The sequence below is a fragment of the Streptomyces sp. C10-9-1 genome, from assembly GCF_024497955.1.
Classification (GTDB): Bacteria; Actinomycetota; Actinomycetes; order Streptomycetales; family Streptomycetaceae; genus Streptomyces; species Streptomyces sanyensis.
Map to the genome: position 1 here is coordinate 239999 of NZ_JANHKP010000003.1, position 23576 is coordinate 263574.

Annotated in this window: 23 protein-coding genes and 1 riboswitch; of the genes, 5 read left to right on the top strand and 18 right to left on the bottom strand. The window is 72.5% G+C overall.

Annotated features, from left to right (window positions below; genetic code table 11):
- Positions 1-37: 37 nt before the first annotated feature.
- The 3 genes from NPS70_RS05660 to NPS70_RS05670 all read right to left on the bottom strand — a co-directional run bounded on the left by NPS70_RS05660 (position 38) and on the right by NPS70_RS05670 (position 1903).
- Positions 38-1201, bottom strand: coding sequence for a cysteine desulfurase family protein (locus NPS70_RS05660; RefSeq protein WP_256522890.1), 1164 nt, complete (start codon positions 1199-1201; stop codon positions 38-40).
- A 161-nt stretch (positions 1202-1362) separates the two neighbouring features.
- Entirely contained in the window at positions 1363-1704 is a 342-nt protein-coding gene (locus tag NPS70_RS05665; RefSeq protein WP_256522891.1) for a DUF4190 domain-containing protein, read from the bottom strand.
- A gap of 46 nt (positions 1705-1750) precedes the next feature.
- Positions 1751-1903: a hypothetical protein gene (locus tag NPS70_RS05670; RefSeq protein ID WP_256522892.1), complete on the bottom strand. Its 153-nt coding sequence runs from the start codon at positions 1901-1903 to the stop codon at positions 1751-1753.
- Between the two features lie 98 nt (positions 1904-2001).
- Here NPS70_RS05670 and NPS70_RS05675 point away from each other — a divergent pair, with 98 nt between their 5' ends.
- Complete coding sequence (locus tag NPS70_RS05675; RefSeq protein WP_256522893.1) at positions 2002-2616, top strand: TetR family transcriptional regulator; 615 nt, start codon at positions 2002-2004, stop codon at positions 2614-2616.
- 157 nt (positions 2617-2773) lie between these two features.
- On the opposite strand, the gene NPS70_RS05680 is transcribed toward NPS70_RS05675, so the two are convergent.
- From NPS70_RS05680 to NPS70_RS05725, 10 genes are all read right to left on the bottom strand, one after another.
- Positions 2774-3631: a thioesterase family protein gene (locus NPS70_RS05680; RefSeq protein WP_256522894.1), complete on the bottom strand. Its 858-nt coding sequence runs from the start codon at positions 3629-3631 to the stop codon at positions 2774-2776.
- A 39-nt stretch (positions 3632-3670) separates the two neighbouring features.
- A complete protein-coding gene (locus NPS70_RS05685; protein ID WP_256522895.1) occupies positions 3671-4327 on the bottom strand; it encodes a trimeric intracellular cation channel family protein in 657 nt (218 codons plus the stop codon).
- 56 nt (positions 4328-4383) lie between these two features.
- Positions 4384-5658, bottom strand: a complete 1275-nt coding sequence (locus NPS70_RS05690; RefSeq protein WP_256522896.1) for an ABC transporter ATP-binding protein — start codon at positions 5656-5658, stop codon at positions 4384-4386.
- On the bottom strand, positions 5655-6653 hold the full coding sequence (locus NPS70_RS05695) for an ABC transporter ATP-binding protein (protein ID WP_256522897.1): 999 nt from the start codon (positions 6651-6653) through the stop codon (positions 5655-5657). The genes NPS70_RS05690 and NPS70_RS05695 overlap by 4 nt, the downstream gene beginning before the upstream one ends.
- 6 nt (positions 6654-6659) lie before the next feature.
- On the bottom strand, positions 6660-7613 hold the full coding sequence (locus NPS70_RS05700; RefSeq protein WP_256523069.1) for an ABC transporter permease: 954 nt from the start codon (positions 7611-7613) through the stop codon (positions 6660-6662).
- A 10-nt stretch (positions 7614-7623) separates the two neighbouring features.
- On the bottom strand, positions 7624-8628 hold the full coding sequence (locus tag NPS70_RS05705) for an ABC transporter permease (protein ID WP_256522898.1): 1005 nt from the start codon (positions 8626-8628) through the stop codon (positions 7624-7626).
- An 84-nt stretch (positions 8629-8712) separates the two neighbouring features.
- The gene (locus NPS70_RS05710) at positions 8713-10383 is read right to left on the bottom strand and encodes an ABC transporter substrate-binding protein (protein ID WP_256522899.1); all 1671 of its coding nucleotides are present in this window, start codon (positions 10381-10383) and stop codon (positions 8713-8715) included.
- A gap of 293 nt (positions 10384-10676) precedes the next feature.
- Positions 10677-11471 carry an enhanced serine sensitivity protein SseB C-terminal domain-containing protein gene (locus NPS70_RS05715; RefSeq protein WP_256522900.1) on the bottom strand — a complete coding sequence of 265 codons (795 nt, stop codon included), beginning with the start codon at positions 11469-11471 and terminating at the stop codon, positions 10677-10679.
- A gap of 274 nt (positions 11472-11745) precedes the next feature.
- Entirely contained in the window at positions 11746-12495 is a 750-nt protein-coding gene (locus NPS70_RS05720) for an enhanced serine sensitivity protein SseB (RefSeq protein ID WP_256522901.1), read from the bottom strand.
- Between the two features lie 95 nt (positions 12496-12590).
- Positions 12591-13256 carry an AAA family ATPase gene (locus tag NPS70_RS05725; protein WP_256522902.1) on the bottom strand — a complete coding sequence of 222 codons (666 nt, stop codon included), beginning with the start codon at positions 13254-13256 and terminating at the stop codon, positions 12591-12593.
- 199 nt (positions 13257-13455) lie between these two features.
- Positions 13456-13551, top strand: a riboswitch (glycine riboswitch).
- Between the two features lie 156 nt (positions 13552-13707).
- Here NPS70_RS05725 and gcvT point away from each other — a divergent pair.
- The 4 genes from gcvT (at position 13708) to NPS70_RS05745 (ending at position 18098) form a co-directional block, all read left to right on the top strand.
- The gene (gcvT, locus tag NPS70_RS05730) at positions 13708-14823 is read left to right on the top strand and encodes a glycine cleavage system aminomethyltransferase GcvT (protein ID WP_256522903.1); all 1116 of its coding nucleotides are present in this window, start codon (positions 13708-13710) and stop codon (positions 14821-14823) included.
- Between the two features lie 97 nt (positions 14824-14920).
- Entirely contained in the window at positions 14921-15298 is a 378-nt protein-coding gene (gene gcvH / locus NPS70_RS05735) for a glycine cleavage system protein GcvH (RefSeq protein ID WP_256522904.1), read from the top strand.
- A gap of 11 nt (positions 15299-15309) precedes the next feature.
- Positions 15310-16569: a serine hydroxymethyltransferase gene (glyA, locus tag NPS70_RS05740; protein WP_256522905.1), complete on the top strand. Its 1260-nt coding sequence runs from the start codon at positions 15310-15312 to the stop codon at positions 16567-16569.
- A gap of 161 nt (positions 16570-16730) precedes the next feature.
- On the top strand, positions 16731-18098 hold the full coding sequence (locus NPS70_RS05745; RefSeq protein WP_256522906.1) for an L-serine ammonia-lyase: 1368 nt from the start codon (positions 16731-16733) through the stop codon (positions 18096-18098).
- 110 nt (positions 18099-18208) lie between these two features.
- On the opposite strand, the gene NPS70_RS05750 is transcribed toward NPS70_RS05745, so the two are convergent.
- The 5 genes from NPS70_RS05750 to NPS70_RS05770 all read right to left on the bottom strand — a co-directional run bounded on the left by NPS70_RS05750 (position 18209) and on the right by NPS70_RS05770 (position 23353).
- Positions 18209-18421, bottom strand: coding sequence for an EF-hand domain-containing protein (locus tag NPS70_RS05750; RefSeq protein WP_256523070.1), 213 nt, complete (start codon positions 18419-18421; stop codon positions 18209-18211).
- A gap of 579 nt (positions 18422-19000) precedes the next feature.
- Positions 19001-19501, bottom strand: coding sequence for an ATP-binding protein (locus tag NPS70_RS05755; protein WP_256522907.1), 501 nt, complete (start codon positions 19499-19501; stop codon positions 19001-19003).
- A 261-nt stretch (positions 19502-19762) separates the two neighbouring features.
- Entirely contained in the window at positions 19763-20530 is a 768-nt protein-coding gene (locus tag NPS70_RS05760) for an enoyl-CoA hydratase/isomerase family protein (protein WP_256522908.1), read from the bottom strand.
- A gap of 88 nt (positions 20531-20618) precedes the next feature.
- Positions 20619-21869 (bottom strand): Ig-like domain-containing protein, encoded by a 1251-nt coding sequence (locus NPS70_RS05765; protein WP_256522909.1) that lies wholly within the window; start codon positions 21867-21869, stop codon positions 20619-20621.
- A 260-nt stretch (positions 21870-22129) separates the two neighbouring features.
- Positions 22130-23353, bottom strand: a complete 1224-nt coding sequence (locus NPS70_RS05770; protein WP_256522910.1) for an Ig-like domain-containing protein — start codon at positions 23351-23353, stop codon at positions 22130-22132.
- Between the last annotated feature and the right edge of the window lie 223 nt (positions 23354-23576).

The window sequence follows — 23576 nt, forward strand, 5'->3', positions numbered from 1 at the left end:
CGGGTCGCCCCGGCCCGCCGGCCGGGGGTCTTCGGCCTCAGCTGAGACCGGCGGTGCGGGCCCGTTCCACGACCGGGCCGATGGCGGCGGCGAGGGCGTCCACGTCCGCCTGGGTGGAGGTGTGGCCGAGGCTGAAGCGCAGCGTGCCGCGGGCCAGGTCCGGGTCGGTGCCGGTGGCCAGGAGGACGTGGCTGGGCTGGGCGATGCCCGCGGTGCAGGCGGAGCCCGTGGAGCACTCGATGCCCTGGGCGTCGAGGAGCAGCAGCAGGGAGTCGCCCTCGCAGCCGGGGAAGGTGAAGTGCGCGTTGGCGGGGAGCCGGTCGACCGGGTCGCCGCCGAGGACCGCGTCCGGGACGGCGTCGAGGACGGCGCGCACCAGGGCGTCGCGCAGGGCGCCCACCGTGCGGGCGAACTCCTCGCGGCGCCCGGTGGCGAGACGGCCCGCCACGGCGAAGGCGGCGATGGCCGGGGTGTCCAGCGTGCCGGAGCGCACATGGCGTTCCTGGCCGCCTCCGTGGAGGACGGGCACGGGGGTGTACTCGCGGCCGAGGAGGAGGGCCCCGATGCCGTAGGGGCCCCCGATCTTGTGGCCGGAGACGGTCATGGCCGCCAGGCCGGAGGCGGCGAAGTCCACGTCGAGCTGGCCGACGGCCTGGACCGCGTCGGCATGCAGCGGCACACCGAACTCGGAGGCCGTGGACGCGAGTTCGCGTACGGGGAAGACGGTGCCGATCTCGTTGTTGGCCCACATCACGGTGGCCAGGGCCACGTCGTCGGGGTTGCGGGCGATCGCCTCGCGCAGGGCCTCGGGATGCACCCGGCCGTGGGGGTCGACGGGCAGGTACTCGACGGTCGCGCCCTCGTGCCCGGCGAGCCAGTCGACGGCGTCGAGGACGGCGTGGTGCTCGACGGGGCTGGCGAGGACGCGGGTGCGGGCGGGGTCGGCGTCCCTGCGCGCCCAGTACAGGCCCTTGACGGCGAGGTTGTCGGCCTCGGTGCCGCCCGAGGTGAAGACGACTTCGCTGGGTCGCGCGCCGAGCGCCTCGGCGAGGCTCTCGCGGGCCTCCTCGACGGTGCGGCGGGCCCGGCGGCCGGCGGCGTGGAGGGCCGACGCATTGCCGGTGGCGACGAGCTGGGCGGTCATCGCCTCGACCGCCTCCGGAAGCATCGGGGTGGTCGCGGCGTGGTCGAGGTATGCCATGGTGACCCCGATTCTACGAGGCGGTCGCGGGGGCGCGGACGCGGCGCAGGGGTGCACGCTCGTCCGGCGTGCGCCCCCGGGGCATCGGCGGGGCCCGCACGGGGGCGGGGCGGCTCTCCCCGCGTGCGCCCTCGGCCCTGTGCGGCGGAGGAGACCCGCCGTCAGGAGCCGAAGCCCCAGACGACGTTGCCGCCCGCGGTCACCACGGCGGCGAGGACCACGAGGTCGGTGATGCCGAGGGCGAGCCCGAGGAGGGCGCGTCCGCGGCGGGTGGTGCCCCGGAGCAGGGCGAGCGAGGCGAGCACGACGGCAGCCGGGCCGAGGACGATGTTCATCACGAGGAGGCCGACGAGGCCGAGGACGAAGGCGGCGACGGCCATGCCGTCGGCGTCGCCCCGCGGCCGGCGCCCCTGTGGGGCGGGGGTCCCGGGGCCGCCGGGGGTGCGGCCCGCGGGCCGTGCGCGGTCGCGCTCCGTGCGGCGCGGCGGGAGCAGCAGGGTCATGGCGGTGGTTCTCCTTCCGTGGGTCGGGTACGTGGCGCGGAGCGGTTCAGCCGCGCCGGGCGTGGCGCTCGCGTACGGCGAAGACGAGCAGCCAGGCACCGATGGCGGCACCCGCGGCGAGCGAGACGGGGGCGGGGAGGTGGACCACGGCGCCCAGCATCACGCCCATCAGCAGGAGGACGGCTACGAGGATGATCACGGTCTTCCTTCCGGTGAACGGAGTTTGAGAGTACGACTGTTCACTGACTCTGAGTCTACCCATTCCCCTCCGCGGCGAACGGTTGTTTACTGAATGTCATGAGTCACACGGTCGGAATCCGCCAGGCGCAGAAGCAGAAGACCCGCCAGGCCCTCATGGACGCGGCTCTGCGCCTCCTGGAGGCGCAGAGCCTGTCCAGCGTGGGACTGCGGGAGGTCACCCGGGCGGTGGGCGTCGCCCCCACGGCCTTCTACCGCCACTTCCGGGACATGGCGGACCTCGGCGTCGCGCTCGTCGAGGAGTCGCTGGGCGCCCTGCACGCCACGATCGGCGAGGCGCTGGCGGAGGCCGACGACGCGGCGAGGATCGACCACTCCGTCGCGGTGGTCGCCGCGCTGGTGCGCACCTCGCCCGCCCATGTGCGCTTCCTGGCCCGGGAGCAGCACGGCGGCGTCGCACCGGTGCGCGAGGCGATCGGGAGGCAGCTGCGGCAGTTCGGCGACGAGGTCGCGGCGGCCTTCGCGGACGAGCCGGAGGCGGCGGGGTGGAGCCCGGAGGACCTGCGGATGCTCGCCGGCCTGTACGTCGACCACATGGTCGTGACGGCCTCGGCACTGCTGGAGGCGGGCCCGGACGGCGAGGAGGAGATCGCCGGGCTGGCACGCAGGAGGCTCCGGCTCATCAGCCTGGGGCGCCGGCACTGGCTGGACTGACGGCGCTCCGCGGGGCGCCCGGACACCGGTGCGGGCGCGACGGCGGGAGCCCCGTTGCCCCGGCCTCACCGGCCGGGGCAACGGGGCTCCCGTACGGGGCGGCGGACCGCCCGGGGGTGCCAGGGGCCCGCCACCCGGGAGGGCCGGACCCGCGGCTTCAGGGCCTCGGGGCCCTCGCCAGCTGGCGGGACTGGGCGACCAGGCGGCCGGCCGAGTCCCAGACCTCGGCGTCCTCCTCCAGGAAGCCGCCCGCCAGGTTGCGGGTGGTGATCGACACCCGGAGCGGGCCGGGGGCCGGGCGGCAGCGGACGTGCGTGGTCAGCTCCACGGTCGGCGTCCAGCCGGTCAGCCCCAGCTCGAAGGAGGTGGGAGGCAGCGCGTCCACGGTCAGCAGCAGGGACAGCGGGTCGGGGTCGCGGCCGTCCGCGAGGCCGAACCAGCCGCGCATCTCGCCCCTGCCGGAGGGGGCGCCGACCGCCCAGCCGACCGTGGCGGGATCGAGGCGGATGTCCAGGCGCTCGGTGATCGCGGAGCTGCCGGGAATGGGGGCGGGGCCGTCCGCGGGACCGAGGCACCGCTCGATCGGCGGGATCGCGGGCGGGGCCGCGCTGGTGCGCACCTCCGGGGTCAGCCCGTCGAGGTCGCCGTAGGTGGCGAGCACCCGGATGCGCTCGACCTCGGTGCCGTCGTCCTCGAACTGGACGAGGGAGGCCTGGCCGGTGGAGAGGGTGCGGCCGGTGCGCACCACCTCGGTGCGGATCACGGCGGGGCCGGGCCGGGAGGCGGTGAGGTAGTGGGCGGAGACCGTGAAGGGGTCGGAGTGGGGCAGGGCGTCGCCGAGCGCCCGTCCGAGCAGCGCCAGCAGATAGCCGCCGTTGACGGCCGAGATGATGGTCCAGCCCGCCGAGAGCTCCGCGTCGTAGACGCCCGGCTCGCGCCGCGTCACGGCGGTGTCGCGGTCGAACTCGCTGTCACCGACGGCGGCGCGCGTCGGCTGTGCCTGTGCCTGTGCCATGGCGGTACCGTACAACAAGCAATTACTAAGCGGTAGCTTTTACTCCTCGGTAGCCTCCGACCTGCGGTTCCAGGCACGCGGGGCGCGCCAGTGGTAGCGCAGGGCCAGCAACCGCAGGCTGAAGGCGGTGACCACGGCCAGCCCGCTGGTGACGGCGTTGAGGGTGTCGAAGCGGATGAAGAGCACCACCATGGTGGCTCCGACGATCGCCGGTACCGCGTACAGGTCCCGGTCCCAGCGCAGCAGCGAGGGCACCTCGTTGGCCAGGACGTCGCGCAGCACACCGCCGCCCACGGCCGTCGCCAGCCCGAGGACGGCGGAGGAGGTGAGGCTGAGGCCGTACTCGTACGCCTTCGTCGTCCCGGTCACGCAGAACAGGCCCAGCCCGGCCGCGTCGAAGACGTTGACCCCGGTCTGGATGCGCTCCACCTGGGGGTGGAGGAAGACGACCAGACCCGCGGCGACCAGCGGCATCAGGAAGTAGCCGAGATCGGTGAAGGCGGCCGGGGGCACGGCCCCGATCACCAGGTCGCGGAAGAGCCCCCCGCCCAGCGCCGTGGCCTCGGCGAGCACGGCGATGCCGAACACGTCGAAGTTCTTGCGCACGGCGAGCAGCGCGCCCGAGATCGCGAAGACGAAGATCCCCATGAGGTCGAGCGCGTGCTGGACGGAGGGCGTGAAGAGTTCTTGGAACACCGGACAGTTCTACCGTGTGCGTCCCCGTCCGGTGTCCCCGCCGCCTCCGTGACCGCTCAGCCCGTCCCCGGGGACCTCTCCCCCGCGTCCGCGGACTCGGCCGTGCTCTGCGCGGGCACGGCCGGGGCCTCGTCCGCCCCGCCGGCGTCGGCCTCCGCCGCGGCGGTGCCGGTCCCGGGCCGGCCGGCGCCGACGGAGGCGTCCGCCCCGGACTCCGCGGCGGCGGAGGGGACCCCGGCCGCCGCCGGGTCCCCGGCCTCCTGGGCGACCTCGGCGTCCTTGCGCACCACCGCCTTCGTCGCGACCACCGCGTCGATCCCGGTCGAGCGCGTCTGCTCGACGGTGCCCTCCTCGATCTCGCGGGCGAAGTGGCAGGCGACCTTGTGCCCCTCCCCCAGGTCGGTCAGGACCGGCCGCTCGCTCGCGCAGCGCTCCTGCGCCCAGGGGCACCGGGTGTGGAAGCGGCAGCCGCTCGGCGGGTTCGCGGGCGACGGGAGGTCGCCCGCGAGCAGGATCCGCTCACGGGCGTCCTCGACCTCCGGGTCCGGTACGGGCACCGCCGACATCAGCGCCTTGGTGTACGGGTGCCGGGGCGACTCGTAGAGGACGTCGCTCGGCGCCTCCTCCACCAGTCCGCCCAGGTACATCACTCCGATGACGTCGGAGATGTGCCGGACGACGGCCAGGTCGTGGGCGATGACCAGATAGGTCAGGCCCAGCTGCTGCTGGAGCTCCTCCAGCAGGTTGATCACCTGGGCCTGCACCGAGACGTCGAGGGCCGACACCGGCTCGTCGCAGATGATCACGTCCGGCTCCAGCACCAGCGCGCGGGCGATGCCGATGCGCTGGCGCTGGCCGCCGGAGAACTCGTGCGGGTAGCGGGACAGCGCGTTGGCCGGGAGCCCGACCTTGGCCAGGATGTCCTTGATCTTCTCCCGGCGCTCGCCCTGGTCCCTGCCGATCCCGTGCGCGGCCATGCCCTCGCTGAGGATCGACTCGATGTTCTGGCGCGGGTTCAGGCTGCCCAGCGGGTCCTGGAAGACCATCTGCAGACGCCGGCGGAAGCCGCGCATCTCCTCCCCGGGCAGCCGGGCCAGGTCCGTGCCGTCGAAGACGACCCCGCCGCTGGTGATGTCCACCAGCCGCAGCACCGCACGCCCCAGGGTGGTCTTGCCGCAGCCCGACTCGCCCACCAGGCCGTAGGTCTGGCCGGCCTCGACCGTGAGCGAGATGCCGTCCACGGCGTAGACGTGGCCGACGGTGCGGTCGAACAGGATGCCCTTGCGCACCGGGAAGTGGACCTTGACGTCGTCCAGTTCGAGCAGACTCATGCCGAGACCTCCGCCTGGGGCTTGGGAAGGACCGGGTTGACGCAGCGCACCTGGTGGCCCGCGGCGCGCGGTTCGGTCAGTTCGGGCGTGCCGGTCAGGCACTCCATCGTGTAGTGGTCGCAGCGGGGGGCGAAGGCGCAGCCGTCGGCCCAGGAGATGCGGTCGTTGATGGACCCGCGGATCGGGCTCAGCGGCTCCCCCCGCGGCGCGTCCAGTCGCGGGATCGAGCCGAGCAGCCCGTGGGCGTAGGGGTGCGTCGGGTGGGCGAACAGCTCGCGCCGCCCCGCCGACTCCACCGCCCGCCCGGCGTACAGGACGTTCACCTGGTCGCACAGGCCCGCCACGACGCCCAGGTCGTGGGTGATCATCAGCAGGGCGGTGCCCTCCTGGTCGACCAGTTCCTTGAGCAGCTCCAGGATCTGGGCCTGGATGGTCACGTCGAGCGCGGTGGTCGGCTCGTCCGCGATCAGCATGCGCGGAGCGCAGGCCACCGCCATGGCGATCAGCGCGCGCTGGCGCATGCCGCCGGAGAGCTGGTGCGGGTACTCCTTGAGCCGCCGGTCCGGGTCGGGGATGCCGACCCGGTCGAGCAGGTGGGCGGCCTCCTTGCGGGCGGCCTCCCCCTTCATGCCGCGGTGGCGCCGGAGGATCTCGGTGACCTGGACGCCGATGGGGACGACCGGGTTCAGCGAGGACAGCGGGTCCTGGAAGATCATCGCGAGCTGGCTGCCGCGCAGGTCGCGCCGCTTGCGCGGGCTCATGGTGAGCAGGTCCTCGCCCTCGAACAGGGCCCGGCCCCCGACGCGGACGCCCTTGTCGGGCAGCAGGCCCATGAGCGCCAGCGAGGTGACCGACTTGCCGCAGCCCGACTCGCCCACCAGGCCGACGACCTGGCCCTGGTCGACGTCGAAGGAGACGCCGTCCACGGCGGTGGAGTCCTTGCGGCCCTTGGCGGTGAAGGTGACGCTGAGTTCGTCGACAGAGAGCAGTGCCATGGGGCTTCAGCCTCGCAGCTTGGGGTCGAGGGCTTCGCGCATCGCCTCGCCCAGCAGGGTGAAGCCGAGGGCGGTGATGATGATCCCGACCGCCGGGTAGACGGCCATCATGGGCTCGTTGTCGAAGAAGCGCTGCGCCTGGGAGAGCATCACGCCCCACTCGGGGATGGCCGGGTCGGGGTTGCCGAGGCCCAGGTAGGACAGGGCGGCGGCCTCGATGATCGCGGTGGCCAGGCTCAGGGTGGCCTGCACGATCACGGGGCTGATCGAGTTGGGCAGGATCTGCGTGAGGACGATCCGCTTGTTGCGGATGCCGAGGGCCTTCGCCGCGAGCACGTAGTCCGAGCCGCCCTGGGCGAGCATCGAACCGCGCAGCAGGCGGGCGAAGATGGGGATCTGCACGACACCCACGGCGATCATCACGGTGGTCAGGGACTGGCCCATCACGGCCGCGATGGAGACCGCGAGCAGCAGGGACGGCAGCGACAGCATGATGTCGGTGACCCGCATGATCACGGTGTCGACCCGCTGCCCGGCCCGCCCGCCGAGGGTGGCGGCCGCGCCGGAGAGCACTCCCACCAGGGCGCCGACGAGCAGGCCGATGAGCATGGAGACGACGCCCACCAGCAGCGTCTGGCGGGCGCCGACGAGCATCCGGGAGAACATGTCGCGGCCCAGGTGGTCCAGGCCGAACCAGTTCTCGCCGCGCATGCCGACGAACTTCCCCTGGTTGGCGAACACCTCGCCGCGCCAGGTCTGGGCGGTCGGTGCATGGGGCGCGACCCACGGACCGACGACCGCGAGCACCACGAACACCGCGATGACGACGGCGCCGATGATCGCCATCTTGCTCCGGCGCAGCCGCCTCATGGCCTCGCGCCAGAGGCTGGCGCCGGTGGTGGCCTCGGAGGACTGCATCAGCTCCGCGAGCCGGTCGATCTTGTCGGCCTTCTTGGTCATGGTCGTCACGTCAGTGCACCCGCACTCTCGGGTCGATGAGGCTGTACGCGAGGTCGACCAGCAGGTTGATGACCACGTACACCATCGCGATGAAGAGGATGAACCCGACGAGCACGGGGTAGTCGCGCGCGTCGATCGAGGTGCGGATGAAGGAGCCGATGCCGCCGAAGGAGAACACCGACTCGGTGAGGACCGCCCCGGAGAGCAGGCTGCCGGTCAGCAGGCCGACGGCGGTGACCACGGGCAGCATCGCGTTGCGCAGCACATGGCGGCCCCGGACGACCCTCTTCTCCAGGCCCTTGGACTCGGCGGTGCGGACGTAGTCCTCGCCCAGCACCTCCAGCACGCTGGCCCGGGTCATGCGCACGATCACCGCGAGCGGGATGGAAGCCAGCGCCACCGAGGGCAGGACCAGGTGCGTCACGGCGTCCCAGCTGGCGTCGAACTCGCCGGTGAGCAAGCCGTCGAGGATCGCGAAGCCGGTCACCTGGGTGGCGTCCAGACCCGTGGACAACCGTCCGTAGCTGGGGAACCAGCCCAGCTCGACGGCGAAGAAGCCCTTGAGGAGCAGGGCGAGGAAGAACACCGGGATGCAGATGCCGATCAGCGAGCCGGAGACGGACGCCACGTCGATCCAGCCGCCGCGGTGCCTGGCCGCCAGGTACCCGAGCGGGATGCCGACGACGACGGCGATGAGGATCGCCGCGAGGCTGAGCTCCACGGTGGCCGGGAAGCGCAGGGTGAACTCGTCCCAGACCGGCTGCCCGGTCTGGGTGGAGGTTCCGAGGTCCAGCTCGGCGATGCGCTTCAGGAAGCGCCAGTACTGGACGTGGACGGGCTCGTCGAGTCCCAGAGCCCGGTTGATGCGTGCCACTTCGGCTTCGGTCGCCCGCTCGCCCAGGATCGCTGAGGCGGGTCCGCCGGGCAGTCGGTTCAGCCAGAGGAACAGCAGGACCGACAGGCCGAGCAGGGTGGGAATGAGCTGTAGCAGTCTTCGTACGACAAGTCGCAGCACCCCGCATGCCCCTTTCTCACGTGCGTCGATGCGGGTCCGCCCGGCCACCGAGACGCGGTGGCCGGGCGGACCCGCAGGTGTGCGTTACTTGAAGGAGACCTCGGCGAAGTTCTCCTGCGTGAGCGGGGAGACGTTCGGCGGGTTGACGTTCTTGCCGAAGGCGATGGCCGGCGGCGAGGAGGAGATCGGCACGCCGGGGACGTACGCCATGATGGCCTCGTTGGCCTTCTTGTACGCCTCGACGCGGGCGGCCGGGTCGGTCACCTTGGAGGCGGCGTTGACGGCGTCGAAGACCGTCTTGTCCTTGAAGCCCCACTGCTTGTCCGGGCCGGAGAACCAGGTGCCGATGAAGTTGTAGCCGTCGTTGAAGTCACCGGTCCAGCCGAGCATGTGCAGGGCGCAGGAGCCCGACTCGGTGGCGTCCAGGTAGTCCGGGGCCCACTTCATGGCCTTCGGGGTGACGGTGATGCCGGCCTTCTCCAGGTCGGCCTTCATGCGCTCGAACATGTCCTGCGGAGCGGGCATGTAGGGGCGGGTGACCTCGGTCGGGTAGCAGAACTCGATCGAGAGCTTCTCCTCACCGGCCTTCTTGAGGAGCGCCTTCGCCTTGGCGGTGTCGAAGGGGTAGGTCTTCACCGTGTCGGAGAAGCCGGCGACCGTGTCGGGCATGAACTGGGTCGCGACCTTGCCGCCTTCGGGCAGCTGCGTCTTGACGATGCCCTCGCGGTCGATGGCGTGGGTGATGGCCTGGCGGACCTCGGGCTTGGTCAGCGCCGGGTTCGCGGACTGCGTCATGCCGACGTAGAAGATGTTGAAGACGTCGCGGGTCGGGACCTCGAAGCCCTCGCCCTCCAGCGTCTTGACGTCGGCCGGGGCGACCAGGTCGTAACCGTCGATGTCACCGGCCTGGAGCGCCTGACGGCGACCCTCCTCGGTGTCGATGGTGCGGAAGACCAGGTTCTTCACCTTGGCCTTCTCGCCCCAGTAGTCCTCGAAGCGTTCGAGGGTGACTTCCTTGTTGCCCTTGTTCCACTTGGTGATCCGGTACGGCCCGGTGCCGGCGACCGTGCCGGCCTCCTGGCTGTACTTGGGGTACGTGATCGCGTCGCCCTTGGCGGTCGCCTCCTGCTTCTCGTACTCCTTGATGGCCTTCGGCGAGTGGATCGCCAGGGCCTGGAGGGAGAAGCCGCCGGGAAGGTTGGCGGAGGACTCGTTGACCTCGATGACGGCGGTGTTCTCGTCCTTGGCGGTGCAGGACTTGTAGTTCGCCTCCGGGGCCTCGGGGTCCTCGTTGTTCGCGAACCCGCCCATGATGGACTGCCAGTAATAGGAGACCGCGCTGGTCTGGTAGGTGCCCTTCCAGTTGAACCAGTGGTCGTAGTTCGCGCAGACGGCGGCGGCGTCGAATGCCTCACCGTCGTGGAACTTCACGCCCTTGCGGAGGTTGAAGGTCCACACGGTCCCCTCGGGATTGCTCGACCAGGTCTCGGCGAGACCGCCCACGAGCTCGCTGCCGCCGGACTCGTGCTCCAGCAGGGCCTCGAAGGCCTGGCGCGTGACGCGGAACGTTTCTCCGTCACTCGCCAGTGCGGGGTCCAGTGACCCGGGGTCACCGGCGCCGGCGAACACGAACGTGTCCTTGCCGTCCGCCTTGTCACCGTCCTGGCCCCGCTCACTGGCACAACCGGTCGCGATCAGGCCGACGGAGACCGCCGCCGTGATCGCCCGGATCGCCCCGGACTTGAATATTCGCATGGGTCCACCCCTGGTTCACCATGTGGAGAGGTCTTGACGGCCGAACACTACAGACGGGAACCACCCGGGAGAACAGTCCGGATAGCGGTGATACCTAGTCGAGACCCGGACGTTCAACAAACCGGCCGGATACGGGACATCCCCATCGGGCCGGTTAACACTCTTGACATTTGCGATGGTTCAGAGGTGCATTCCCGGAATTACATCCCGGGTTCCGGACAACTCCGCACGCACCGCCTCTTCCTGACCGGACACCCCCGAAGCGCCCACCGCACACCGCTCACGGCGGCGGCTCAGTGCGGGGCGGAGCCGGGCTGCGGGTAGCCGTATCCCGGCGCGGCGGGCGCGCCGACGTGCGCGTCCCGGTCGTAGAAGGGGCGGGCGGCCGCCCGCATCCACAGCGCGACCGGGTCGTAGTCGTCGGACAGCGCGACGGTGGAGACCGGCAGGCCCTCCGGGACGGCCGCGACCGCCTGCCGCATCATCGCCCGGGCCGCGTCGACCGAGGCGGGGGAGCCGTCGTACAGATCGAGGCCGACGGCCAGATAGGCCACGCCGACGGAGGGCTGCACCCAGGCGCGGCGGAGCGAGCGCACCGCCGGGGTGCGGTGCGCGTGCTGCGTGAGCAGTGCGTAGAACTGCGGGATCTCGACGGCAGGCTCGGACAGCCGCAGCGGTCCCGCGGGCATCCGATCCAGCCCCGTGGCGATACGGCGCAGGTCCGGCCAGGGGATGCCGACCCCGCCGCCGGGGGCGTGCGGGTTGAGCCAGATCCCCAGGCGCTCCGGGTAGAGGGAGCGGGCGACCTCGACCGCCGGGGCGACGTCGTGGGCGCGGCTCCAGCCGGAGACGGCGAGTTCCTGGGCCGAGGTCACGCAGGGCACGTAGCCCAGGCCCTCGACCTCCATCGCGCCGTACCGGGCGTCGGGGGACCCGGGCTGCCCGTGCCAGAGCAGCATCCAGACCCGGCCTCCGGCCGGGTCCGCGAGGGCGCGCAGCAGCGCCTCGTACGCGTCGAAGCGTCCGGGAGTCACCTGGCGCAGCATGTGCTCGACCTGCCCGGTCGCCGCGGTGCCTTGCGCGCTCACCCTGGGTTCCGCCCCTTCGTCCTCTATCGATCCGGGGACACGATCCAACGATCCCCCGCCCGCCGCCTGCCGGTCGCGCCCTGCGCTCGCCGGACGGCCCGCGGTACATCCGCTCAGGCCATCAAACCAGCTTAGGCGGGCACGGCGACACAGGCCCGGCTTCCGGACCTCGTCCCGGGGTGCCCGCACGCGGTGCCGCCGGGGCCCGGGCACCGTGCCCGCGGGTGTCCGCGTGCGGGTGGCCACGGGTGCGCGCGCCGGGCCCGGAAGGTGCTCAGAGGGGGTGCCGGGCGTAGAACGGGCGGACCCGCTCCGACATCCAGTCGCCCACGGGGTCCTGCGCGAGGTCCAGCAGGACCAGGTTCACCGGCCAGGGGACCGCGACACGCCCGAGGGCGCGGCCGAGGGCGTCCATGGCGGCCCGGCGGCCGGCGTCGTCCGGCGCGGAGAGCCGGACGGCGACGAAGAGCGCGGGCGGCCCCGCCTCGACCGAGGCCAGCGCGCGGCAGGCGCTGAGCACGGCGCCGGAGGCCTCGAACTCGCCGGCCGCGGCCGCGAGGAAGTCGACGGGCTCCTCCTGCCAGTCCGGCTCGAACAGCCGGACGCGCCCGCCGGTGGGCTCGCCCTCCAGGGGGGTGCGGCCGCCCCGGCACAGCTCGGCGACGGCGGGAGGGGGCAGCGGCACGGCGACGGCGCCGCCGGGGTTCACGGCGATGCCCAGCTGGGGCGGCAGGCCGCGGGCGAAACCGACCGCGGGGGCCACGGTGAACGCCAGGTGCGCCCCGGCCGCGGCGCGGAACTGCTGCTCGGAGCTGAAGACGGGGACGTACGCGGCGCCGTCGATCTCGGTGGTCGGCAGGTCCAGATGGGGGCTGTCGGGGCCGCCTCCGTTGGGCAGGGGTATCCAGAGGTGGCTGCGGGCGAGCACCTCGACGATACGGGCTCCCGCGGAGGGGGTGCCGAGGGACGCGGCCAGCGTCTCCTCCAGTTCGTTGGCGGGCCAGCCGTGATGCGGGTTGTCCATCTGCTCGTCTCTTCGTCGCGGTCCCACGACCCGGGCGTCCCCGGGGACGCCCCGACTCTATTGCCTGGCCCCGCCCCGCCGTGCCCCCGGGCGCCTCAGCCGGAGAAGGCGACGGAGCGCAGGGCTCCCGCCGCCGGGCGGTCGAGCAGCACCGCCGAGGCGCACCCCGCGGGCAGGCGGCCCTCCTCCGCCCGGCGCACCAGCCGGCCCACCGCGCGGCGGTGGCGGGCGAAGGCGTAGGACGAGACCCCGCGGCCGCGCTCGCGCTGCCCCTCCCGGGCCACCTCCGCCGAGACGTCGAGCAGCACCAGGTGCAGGGCCCGGCCGCGCCGCGCGGCCTCCCGGGCCAGCCAGCGCCGGACCCACGCCTGGGTGCCGCAGTCGTGCACCACGAGGCTCCCCCCGGCGCGCAGGGCCCGGCGCAGCCCGGCGTAGTGGGCGATCCGCACGAGGGGGCGGTAGACGGCGTAGGGCAGCCACCGGGGGGTGCGGGAGTCGAAGCGGTCGCGGGTGTCCTGGGAGTCGACGCCGAGCCCCCCGGCGGACCGCTGGATCAGTGTGGTCTTGCCGCTTCCGGGCAGGCCGGACACGACCACGAGGTCCCCCGCGGCGAAGGTCAGCCGCCCGGGCCCGCGCCCCGACCTGTCGCGCAGGTCGCGCAGGACGGGCGCGGGCGCGCCGACGGCCCCGTCGGCCGGGACGCCCGGCCGGGCCGGGACCCCCGTGGCCGCGGCGTATGCACCGGACCGCTGCACCGTCATCACCCTCCCCCTCGCCGGGCCCGTGGCCCGTCGCCTTGAGCCTGCTCACGCAGTGTAAAGAACCGGTAATACACACCGGTCGATTTCCGCGGCGGTGTGCCGAACGGGACCGGGCCCTCGCCGAGGGTTCCGGCACCGCACTCCCCCACTCTTCCCCGATGCGTGTCATGATGTGCGCGCCAACTGCATACCGGCCGCTTGAATCCGCGCGGGAGAGTCCCTGCCACCCGGTGGCGGGCGCCGAAGGAGCAAGTTCCTCCCTTGAATCTCTCAGGCCCCGTACCGCGCGCGACGAGGCAGATCTGAAAAGCGGGCCGCTCTGCGGTCCCACCCAAGGTGCAAGCCGTGACCGTCCGTACACCATCCGTACGCGGGGTCTCGGCGAACCTCTCAGGTTCCGATGACAGATGGGGAGGATTGTCCTCGCCGCCATGCCCTGGGAGCCAGATCCATGAGCACTTCCCCCCGCCGTACAGCGCTCGATGCCCTGCATCGCTCGCTGGGCGCGACCATGACCGACTTCGCCGGCTGGGACATGCCGCTGCGATACACCAGCGAGCGCGACGAGCACCAGGCCGTCCGCACCCGGGCCGGGCTCTTCGACCTCTCCCACATGGGGGAGATCACCGTGACCGGCCCGCAGGCGGTCCAGCTGCTCGACCACGCCCTGGTCGGGAACATCTCCACGGTCGGCCCCGGCCGTGCGCGGTACACCATGATCTGCCGCGAGGACGGCGGGATCGTGGACGACCTCATCGTCTACCGCCTCGGTGACACCGAGTACATGGTCGTCGCCAACGCGGGCAACGCCCAGGTGGTGCTCGACGCCCTGACCGAGCGCGCCGCCGGTTTCGAGGCGACCGTCCGCGACGACCGCGACGCCTATGCGCTGATCGCCGTGCAGGGCCCCGAGTCCCCGGCGATCCTGGCCTCGGTGACCGACGCGGACCTGGACGGGCTGAAGTACTACGCGGGGCTGCCCGGCACCGTCGCCGGCGTCCCGGCGCTGATCGCGCGCACCGGCTACACCGGCGAGGACGGCTTCGAGCTGTTCGTCGAGCCGCAGCACGCGGAGAAGCTCTGGCTGGCGCTGACCGAGGCGGGCCGGGAGAAGGGGCTCGTCCCGTGCGGGCTGTCCTGCCGCGACACCCTCCGCCTGGAGGCGGGGATGCCGCTGTACGGCCACGAGCTGACCACTGCCCTGACGCCCTTCGACGCCGGTCTCGGGCGGGTCGTGAAGTTCGAGAAGGCGGGCGACTTCGTGGGCCGGGAGGCCCTGCGCGCCGCCGCCGACCGGGCCGAGACCGCGCCGCCCCGCAGGCTGGTCGGCCTCGTCGCCGAGGGCCGACGGGTGCCGCGCGCCGGGATGGCGGTCGTGGCCGGCGGCCAGGTCGTCGGCGAGGTCACCTCCGGGGCCCCGAGCCCCACCCTGGGCAAGCCGATCGCCATGGCATATGTGGACGCCGGGCACGCCGAGCCCGGCACGGCGGGCGTGGGCGTCGACATCCGCGGGAGCCACGAGCCCTACGAGGTCGTCGCCCTGCCCTTCTACAAGCGCCGGAAGTGACCCCGGCACCGGGCCTCCGCCCGGTGCGGCGGCGCACGACCGTCCACATGCCGTACACGTTCACCACCACTCCCCCGCGTACAGGAGAATTCAGGTCATGAGCAACCCCCAGCAGCTGCGCTTCAGCAAGGAACACGAGTGGCTGTCGCCCGCCGAGGACGGCGTGTCGACCATCGGCATCACCGAGTTCGCGGCCAACCAGCTGGGCGACGTGGTGTACGCCCAGCTCCCCGAGGCCGGCGACACGGTGACCGCGGGCGAGACCTGCGGCGAGCTGGAGTCGACGAAGTCCGTGAGCGACCTCTACTCGCCGGTGACCGGCGAGGTCGTCGAGTCGAACCAGGCCGTGGTGGACGACCCGTCCCTGGTGAACACCGCTCCGTTCGAGGGCGGGTGGCTCTTCAAGGTGCGCGTCAGCGAGGAGCCGAAGGACCTGCTCTCCGCTGACGAGTACACCGAGTTCTCCGGCAACTGAGGATCATCCCTATGTCGCTTCTGAACACCCCTCTCCACGAGCTGGACCCGGACGTCGCCGCCGCCGTCGACGCCGAGCTCCACCGCCAGCAGTCCACCCTCGAGATGATCGCCTCGGAGAACTTCGCTCCGGTGGCCGTCATGGAGGCCCAGGGCTCCGTCCTGACCAACAAGTACGCCGAGGGCTACCCCGGCCGCCGCTACTACGGCGGCTGCGAGCACGTCGACGTGGTCGAGCAGATCGCGATCGACCGCATCAAGGAGCTGTTCGGCGCCGAGCACGCCAACGTACAGCCCCACTCGGGTGCGCAGGCGAACGCCGCCGCGATGTTCGCCCTGCTGAAGCCGGGCGACACGATCATGGGCCTGAACCTGGCCCACGGCGGCCACCTGACCCACGGCATGAAGATCAACTTCTCCGGCAAGCTCTACAACGTGGTCGCCTACCACGTGGACGACGCCACCGGCCAGGTCGACATGGCCGAGGTCGAGCGCCTCGCCAAGGAGTCGAAGCCGAAGCTGATCGTGGCCGGCTGGTCGGCGTACCCCCGCCAGCTGGACTTCGCCGCGTTCCGCCGGATCGCGGACGAGGTCGGCGCCTACCTCATGGTGGACATGGCGCACTTCGCGGGCCTGGTGGCCGCGGGCCTGCACCCCAACCCGGTGCCGCACGCCCACGTGGTGACCACGACCACCCACAAGACCCTCGGCGGCCCGCGCGGCGGTGTGATCCTCTGCACCTCCGAGCTGGCCAAGAAGATCAACTCCTCGGTCTTCCCCGGCCAGCAGGGCGGTCCGCTGGAGCACGTGATCGCGGCCAAGGCGGTCTCCTTCAAGGTCGCGGCCTCCGAGGACTTCCGCGAGCGCCAGCAGCGCACGCTGGACGGCGCCCGCATCCTCGCGGAGCGCCTGGTGCGCGAGGACGTCACGGAGCACGGCGTGTCCGTGCTCTCCGGCGGCACCGACGTGCACCTGGTCCTGGTGGACCTGCGCAACTCGGAGCTGGACGGCCAGCAGGCCGAGGACCGCCTCCACGAGGTCGGCATCACCGTCAACCGGAACGCCGTCCCGAACGACCCGCGGCCGCCGATGGTGACCTCGGGCCTGCGGATCGGCACCCCGGCCCTCGCCACCCGCGGCTTCCAGGCCGAGGACTTCCGCGAGGTCGCCGACATCATCGCCGAGGCGCTGAAGCCCAGCTACGACGCCGCGGCGCTGCGCGCCCGGGTGACCGCCCTGGCCGGGAAGCACCCGCTTTACCCTGGTCTGTAACCGGACCGGACACCGTCGCTGTCCGGCGCGAGACGCCGGCACGACGACAACGGGGCACCCCACCCGCCGTGCGACGGGTGGGGTGCCCCGCACCACGCCCCCACGCACCGCCCTGCACCGCCCGGCAGACACCGCCGTCTACCACCCTCAAGGAGTCCCCCGTGGCCATCTCGGTCTTCGACCTGTTCTCGATCGGCATCGGCCCGTCCAGCTCCCACACGGTGGGCCCGATGCGCGCGGCCCGCATGTTCGCCCGGCGCCTGAAGAACGAGGGCCTGCTGGCCCACACCGCCTCCATACGCGCCGAGCTGTACGGCTCGCTCGGCGCCACCGGGCACGGCCACGGCACGCCGAAGGCCGTCCTGCTGGGCCTGGAGGGCAACTCCCCGCGGACCGTCGACGTGGAGACCGCCGACGAGCAGGTCGAGCGGATCACCTCCGGGGGCCGCCTCAGCCTCCTGGGCATGCACGAGATCGCCTTCGACGCCGACGAGCACCTGGTGCTGCACCGCCGCAAGGCCCTGCCCTACCACGCGAACGGCATGACCGTCGCCGCCTTCGACGCCGAGGGCGCGACGCTCCTGGAGAAGACCTACTACTCGGTCGGCGGCGGCTTCGTCGTCGACGAGGACGCCGTGGGCGAGGACCGGATCGTCCTCGACGACACCGTGCTCAAGCACCCCTTCCGCACCGGCGACGAGCTGCTGCGGCTCACCCGGGACACCGGGCTGTCGATCTCCGCGCTGATGCTGGAGAACGAGAAGGCCTGGCGCACCGAGGAGGAGATCCGCGAGGGGCTGCTGGAGATCTGGAGCGTGATGCAGGCGTGCGTGTCGCGCGGCATGTCCCGCGAGGGCATCCTGCCGGGCGGCCTGAAGGTGCGCCGCCGGGCGGCCACCACCGCCCGCAAGCTCCGCTCCGAGGGAGACCCGACCGCACTGGCGATGGAGTGGATCACGCTCTACGCGATGGCCGTGAACGAGGAGAACGCCGCGGGCGGCCGGGTGGTCACGGCACCGACCAACGGCGCCGCGGGCATCATCCCGGCGGTCCTGCACTACTACGTGAACTTCGTGCCCGGCGCGGACGAGGACGGCGTGGTGCGCTTCCTGCTCGCCGCGGGCGCCATCGGCATGCTGTTCAAGGAGAACGCCTCCATCTCGGGCGCCGAGGTCGGCTGCCAGGGCGAGGTCGGCTCCGCCTGCTCCATGGCGGCCGGCGCCCTGGCGGAGGTTCTCGGCGGGTCCCCGGAGCAGGTGGAGAACGCGGCAGAGATCGGCATGGAGCACAACCTGGGCCTGACCTGCGACCCCGTCGGCGGCCTGGTGCAGATCCCGTGCATCGAGCGGAACGGCATGGCGGCGGTGAAGGCCGTGACCGCCGCCCGGATGGCCATGCGGGGCGACGGCAGCCACAAGGTGTCCCTGGACAAGGTCATCAAGACCATGAAGGACACGGGCGCGGACATGTCGGTCAAGTACAAGGAGACCGCGCGCGGCGGCCTCGCGGTGAACATCATCGAGTGCTGAGCCTGTAGGCCCGGACCGGCGTCCGGACGGGCGGGAACGGGCGACGGGCGAGCGCGACGGCCCCCGGCGCCCTGGGCGCCGGGGGCCGTCGCGCGGGGGACGGGCCCGCGTCACTTGTTCAGGTGGGCCCAGAACTCGTCGAAGGACAGGAGCTTGTCGCCGTCGGTGTCCTGTGCCGCGATCACTGCCTCGGCCACCGGCTCCGTGACGTTCCAGTCGCCCATCTGCGCCATGGCCGTCTTGTACTCGGCCGCGGTGATGTAGCCGTCGCCGTCCGCGTCGAAGCGCCTGAACGTCTCACGTGCCGTCTCGATGTCCGCCACCTGTCCACCCCTTCTCGATGCCTTGCTGAGGGTGATCAGATGAGCGGTCACCGCTCCCGGTCCTGCGGGGAGGCCTCCTCCCGGCCGGACGGCGCGGGCAGGGCGGGCGTGCGGTGACGCGGACGTGAGACGATCATGAACGGCGGTCGGGCGGCACCCCGGCCGGGGAGGGGCGCGCAGCCCGCACCGGGAGACGGGGGGCACCCCTGGCCGGCGCCCTGGGGCCCCGGTCCCCGGCCGCGCCGCACGGGACCGCGACCCGCCGCACGGCGCACAGCTTTCATCAATGATTCACTCATCAGATCTCATAGTCATGCATTGATTTGCAGGCAGGTAGTCAATCTCACCTAGGATTCATTTGCACAATCAGAGCTATGTACACGTGTGGGCGATTTGCCGTTTTGGAGCTGCAGCGTCCATCTGTCATAGTCGGTGGCACGACCCCCATTGACCCGGGCCAGGTCGTCTACGGCTGCCGTGGACACACCCCACCCCGTCCACGGCACTGCACACGGAAGCCCCCAGCCGCCCACCATGGCGCACGGGGGTTTCCGTGTGCCATGGCCGGGCCCGGCCCGTTCACCGCTCCATGATCCGCATCTCGAACCACGTGGTCTTCCCGCGCGGCAGCAGGTCGACCCCCCAGCGGTCGGAGAGGGTGTCCACGAGGAACAGCCCGCGCCCGCTGGTGTCCATCTCCTGGACGGGCATCAGGCAGGGCAGCCCCCGCGAGGGGTCCCGCACCTCGATCCTGATCCAGCCACGGCGACGGACCATCCGCAGACCGAAGACGCGGGCGCCGGTGTGGCGCACCGCGTTGCCGACGAGTTCGGAGACCAGCAGGACGGCGTGCTCGCAGGTCTGGGCCGGCAGCGCCCAGCGCAGCACCACCCCCGAGGTCAGCCTGCGGGCCACACCCGCGGACTCGGGGCGGGACGGCAGGCGCACCTCGCCGTCCGCCGGGCTCCCGTACAACTCCAGAGCCTTCAGCGCCTGTTCGTCGTCCACGGCCGGAACCCACCGCGCTGCGGTCGCGCCCGCGCGCTGCCGTGGCTGTCCCGTACCCTCCAGGCCCGCCATGGCTCCATGATGGCCGCTCCGCCGTGGACCCGAGAGCCTTCTACCGGAACGCGCCCCCCTTTGACTCAATCCGGAACCCGCCACGGCATATGACGGACGCGTGGGATGTTCCCGGGCAACCGGCCGGACCTGCGAGGGCACCGCCCCCGGCCGGATGCGCCCCCGAGCGGGGCGGCCGGAAGGAGTCGGGCCACCCGCACGGGCCGCGCAGCCGCGCATCGGGTTGACGCGCGGCCCGGGCGGGCGGCAACCGCCACCGCCTCAGAGGAACTCGGCCTTCCCCGGCCCCTCCTCCACGAAGCTGCGCATCCCGCGCTCACGGTCCTCGGTCGCGAACAGCCCCGCGAACCAGTTCCGCTCGACGGCGAGACCCGTCTCGATGTCCGTCTCCAGTCCGGCGTCGACGGCCTCCTTGGCCGCGCGCAGCGCCAGCGCGGGGCCCTTGGCGAGCCGCCCGGCCCAGGTACGGGCCTGCTCGTAGACCTCCGCGGCGGGGACCACCCGGTCGACCAGCCCCAGGGAGAGTGCCTCCTCCGCCTTCACCATGCGGCCGGTGAAGATGAGGTCCTTGGCCCGGGAGGCGCCGATGAGGCGGGACAGCCGCTGGGTGCCGCCGGCGCCGGGGATCAGGCCGAGGAGGATCTCCGGCTGCCCCAGCTTGGCGTTGTCCGCCGCGATGCGGTAGTCGGCGCAGAGCGCGAGCTCGCACCCGCCGCCGAGCGCGTAGCCGGTGACCGCCGCGACGACGGGCTTGGGGATGCGCGCGACGGCGGTGAAGGACTCCTGGAGGGCGCGGGAGCGCAGCACCATGGCGGTGTGGTCCATCGCCTGCATCTCCTTGATGTCCGCCCCGGCCGCGAACACCTTCTCCCCGCCGTAGAGGATGACGGCCCGCACGTCCTCGCGGCGGGTCGCCTCCTCGGCGAGCTCGCGCAGCCGGTCCTGCACGGCCACGTCGAGGGCGTTCATCGGGGGGCGGTCCAGGCGGATGGTGCCGACGCCTTCGGAGACTTCGAGGGAAACAGTCATGGCCCGAGGTTAGCCCTCGTTAACGCGGCGGGGCCCGGTGCCGTTGCTCACAGCACCGGGCCCCGCCCCGCCGTCCGGCCGTCCGCGGTCAGGCGATCCACTCCGCCCAGGGCATGTTCCAGCCGTTCAGCCCGTTGTCGGGCGCGATCTGCTTGTCCTTCGAGTTCTTCACGACGACGACGTCCCCGATGATCGAGTTGTCGAAGAACCACGCCGACGGCATGTCCTTGTCGTAGCCGCCGCGCACGTCCCGGAGGCCGACGCAGCCGTGGGAGACGTTGGCCGAGCCGAAGGTGCCCGCCGAGGCCCAGTAGTTGCCGTGCACGAAGGTGCCGGAGGTGGACAGGCGCATCGCGTGCGGCACGTCCTTGATGTCGTACTCGCCGCCGAAGCCCACGGTGGCGCCGTTCATCCGGGTCACCTCGTACTTCTCGCTGATCACCATCTGCCCGTTGTAGGTGGTGGTCGACGGGGCGCCCGCGGTGATCGGGAGGGTCTTGAGCTCCTTGCCGTCCCGGACGACCGTCATGGTGTGGGCGCTCGCGTCGACGGTGGACACCTGGGAGCGGCCGATGGTGAAGCTGAAGGACTTGGCCTGCTTGCCGTAGACCCCGGGCCGCCCCTCGACGCCGTCGAGGTTGAGCCGCACGGTGACCTTGGTGCCGGCCGCCCAGTACTTCTCGGGGCGGAAGTCGAGGCGGTCGTTGCCGAACCAGTGGCCCTCGATCGGCACCGCCGGGTCGGCGGTGACGGTGATGGCCTTCTCCACCGCCTCCGGCTCGGTGATCCCGCGGGTGAAGTTGAGGGAGACGGGCATGCCGACGCCGACGGTCGAGCCGTCCTCCGGCGTGTAGTGGCCGATGAAGGTGTTCTGGGGGACCAGGGTGGTGAACACGGTGTCCTTGGCCGACTCCCGGCCCTGGGCGTCCTTCGCGACCGCGTGCACCTTGTACCGGGTCGATGCGGCGAGGTGGTGCAGCGGCGTCCAGGAGGCGCCGTCCTCGGCGATCCTGCCGTCGACCGTGGTGCCCTTGTCGTCCTGCACGGTGACCGCGGTCAGCCTGCCCTTGCCGGCCGTCACCTTCAGCGCCCCCGTCGTCGCCACCGCCTCGGCGCCGTCCTTGGGGGCGATCGTCACCACGGCCTCGGAGGGCCCGTCCGCGACGGCCGTCGCGCCGGGCCTGTCGTCCGCCGCGTCCGCCGTGCCGCCCTTGCCGCCCCCGCATCCGGTGAGCACCAGCACCGCGCCGAGCGCCAGTGCCGTCAGACGGGCGGCCGCCCGCCCGCGTCCTTCCCGTCCGGCTCTGCCCGATGCCCCCGATACCGGCTGCCCGTTCACTCGCGTCTCCCCTCGCAGCGGACCGGCGTCACCCGGCCCGCGCCCCCGCGCCCCTCACGTGCGCACGGAACTCAGAAAATCACACGGAAGGTCATGGGACGTCCTCCCGGATGTCACCGTTCGGTCCCAACCTGTCCTCCCGGTCAGGCAGGGAAACGCCTGGCCGGGTCGGGTGCGGGGGCGGCGGCACGAGGGGGGCCCGGGCGCGGAGGGAAGGGGGCGGACTCCGGGACGGGCGGGGCGGCCCCCGAGCCGGGGCGTCAGCCGAGGGCGGAGCCCTCCTTCCACTCCCGCCAGCCGAGGTTCCACCCGCTGAGGCCGTTGTCCGGGGAGACCGTGCGGTCGTCGGAGCGCACGACCTCGACGACGTCCCCGACCAGCGTCCGGTCGAAGAACCAGCCCGCCGGCGACTCGCTGCTGCCGCCCTTGTCGTCGCGCAGCCCCACACAGCCGTGGGAGACGTTCGCGGCGCCGAACGCCTCCGTCTCGGCCCAGTAGTTGCCGTGCAGGAAGGTCCCCGAGGTGGTCAGCCGGACGGCGTGCGGCACGTCCTTGATGTCGTACTCGCTGCGGCCGTCCTCGGTGGTGAAGCCGACGGTCGCGCCGTTCATCCGGGTCACCTCGTACATCTCGGAGACGACCATCCTGCCGTTGTACGTGGGCGTCTCGTCCGCGCCCGCCGTGATCGGGAGCGTCGCCAGCGTCTCGCCGTCGCGGACCACGCGCATGGTGTGCTCCCGGGCGTCGACCGTGGACACCTGGGAGCGCCCCACGGTGAAGGTGACCGTCCGGTCCTGGACCCCGCGCACGCCCGGCGCCGCGGCGACGCCCCGCAACCGCATCTCGACGGTGACACGGGTCCCGGGCTTCCAGTAGCGCTCGGGCCGGAAGTCCAGCCGGTCCCCGCCGAACCAGTGCCCGGCGACCTCCACGTGCGGCACGGACGTGACCCGGATGGCCCGCTCGACCGCCGCCCGGTCGGCGATCTCCCGGTTGAAGGTGAAGGACACGATCATGCCGGTGCCGACGGTGGCCCGGTTCTCCGGCACGAAGTAGCCGATGAAGCGGTCCCGGGGGACCGCGGTGGTGAAGGTGGTGTGCCGGGCGACGCGCCGCCCCTGCGCGTCCCGGGCCACCGCGTCGACGCTGTACTTGGCCTCCGCGCTGAGTCGCGTGCCCTCGGACGGGGACCAGCTCAGGCCGTCCCCGGAGATCCTGCCCGGCACGCCGGCGCGGCCCTCGGACTCGATCCGGGTGACCCTCACCTGCTCCAGCCGCCCGGCGTCCAGTTCCACCCGCAGCGGCCCGTCCGGGGACACCCCCGTCGCGCCGTCCCGGGGCATCACCTGGATCGCCTCGTCCGGCCGGCCCTTGCCGCCACCCTCCGCGGGTCCCCCCGTGCACGCGGTGAGCCCCGCGAACAGCCCCGCTCCCGCCACTGCCAGCCCCGCGTGCCGTGCCGCCCGCTTCAGTAGGTCTCTCACGTCCCCGCCAACGACGCTCCCCCGTCCCGGGCAACGTCGCACGCGTCCGATGGGGGGACGCCGGGACCCGGGTGCGGTCGGGGCGATGTTGGGAGGCGGGCCGGGCGGGCAGACATGGACTCGGGAGCGACGCGCGGCGCGCGGCCGGGACGCCGTGCACCGGCGTCCGGGCGCGGCCCGGCGTCCGGACGGCGTCGCCTCTCGGGTCAGGGCCCGACGAGCC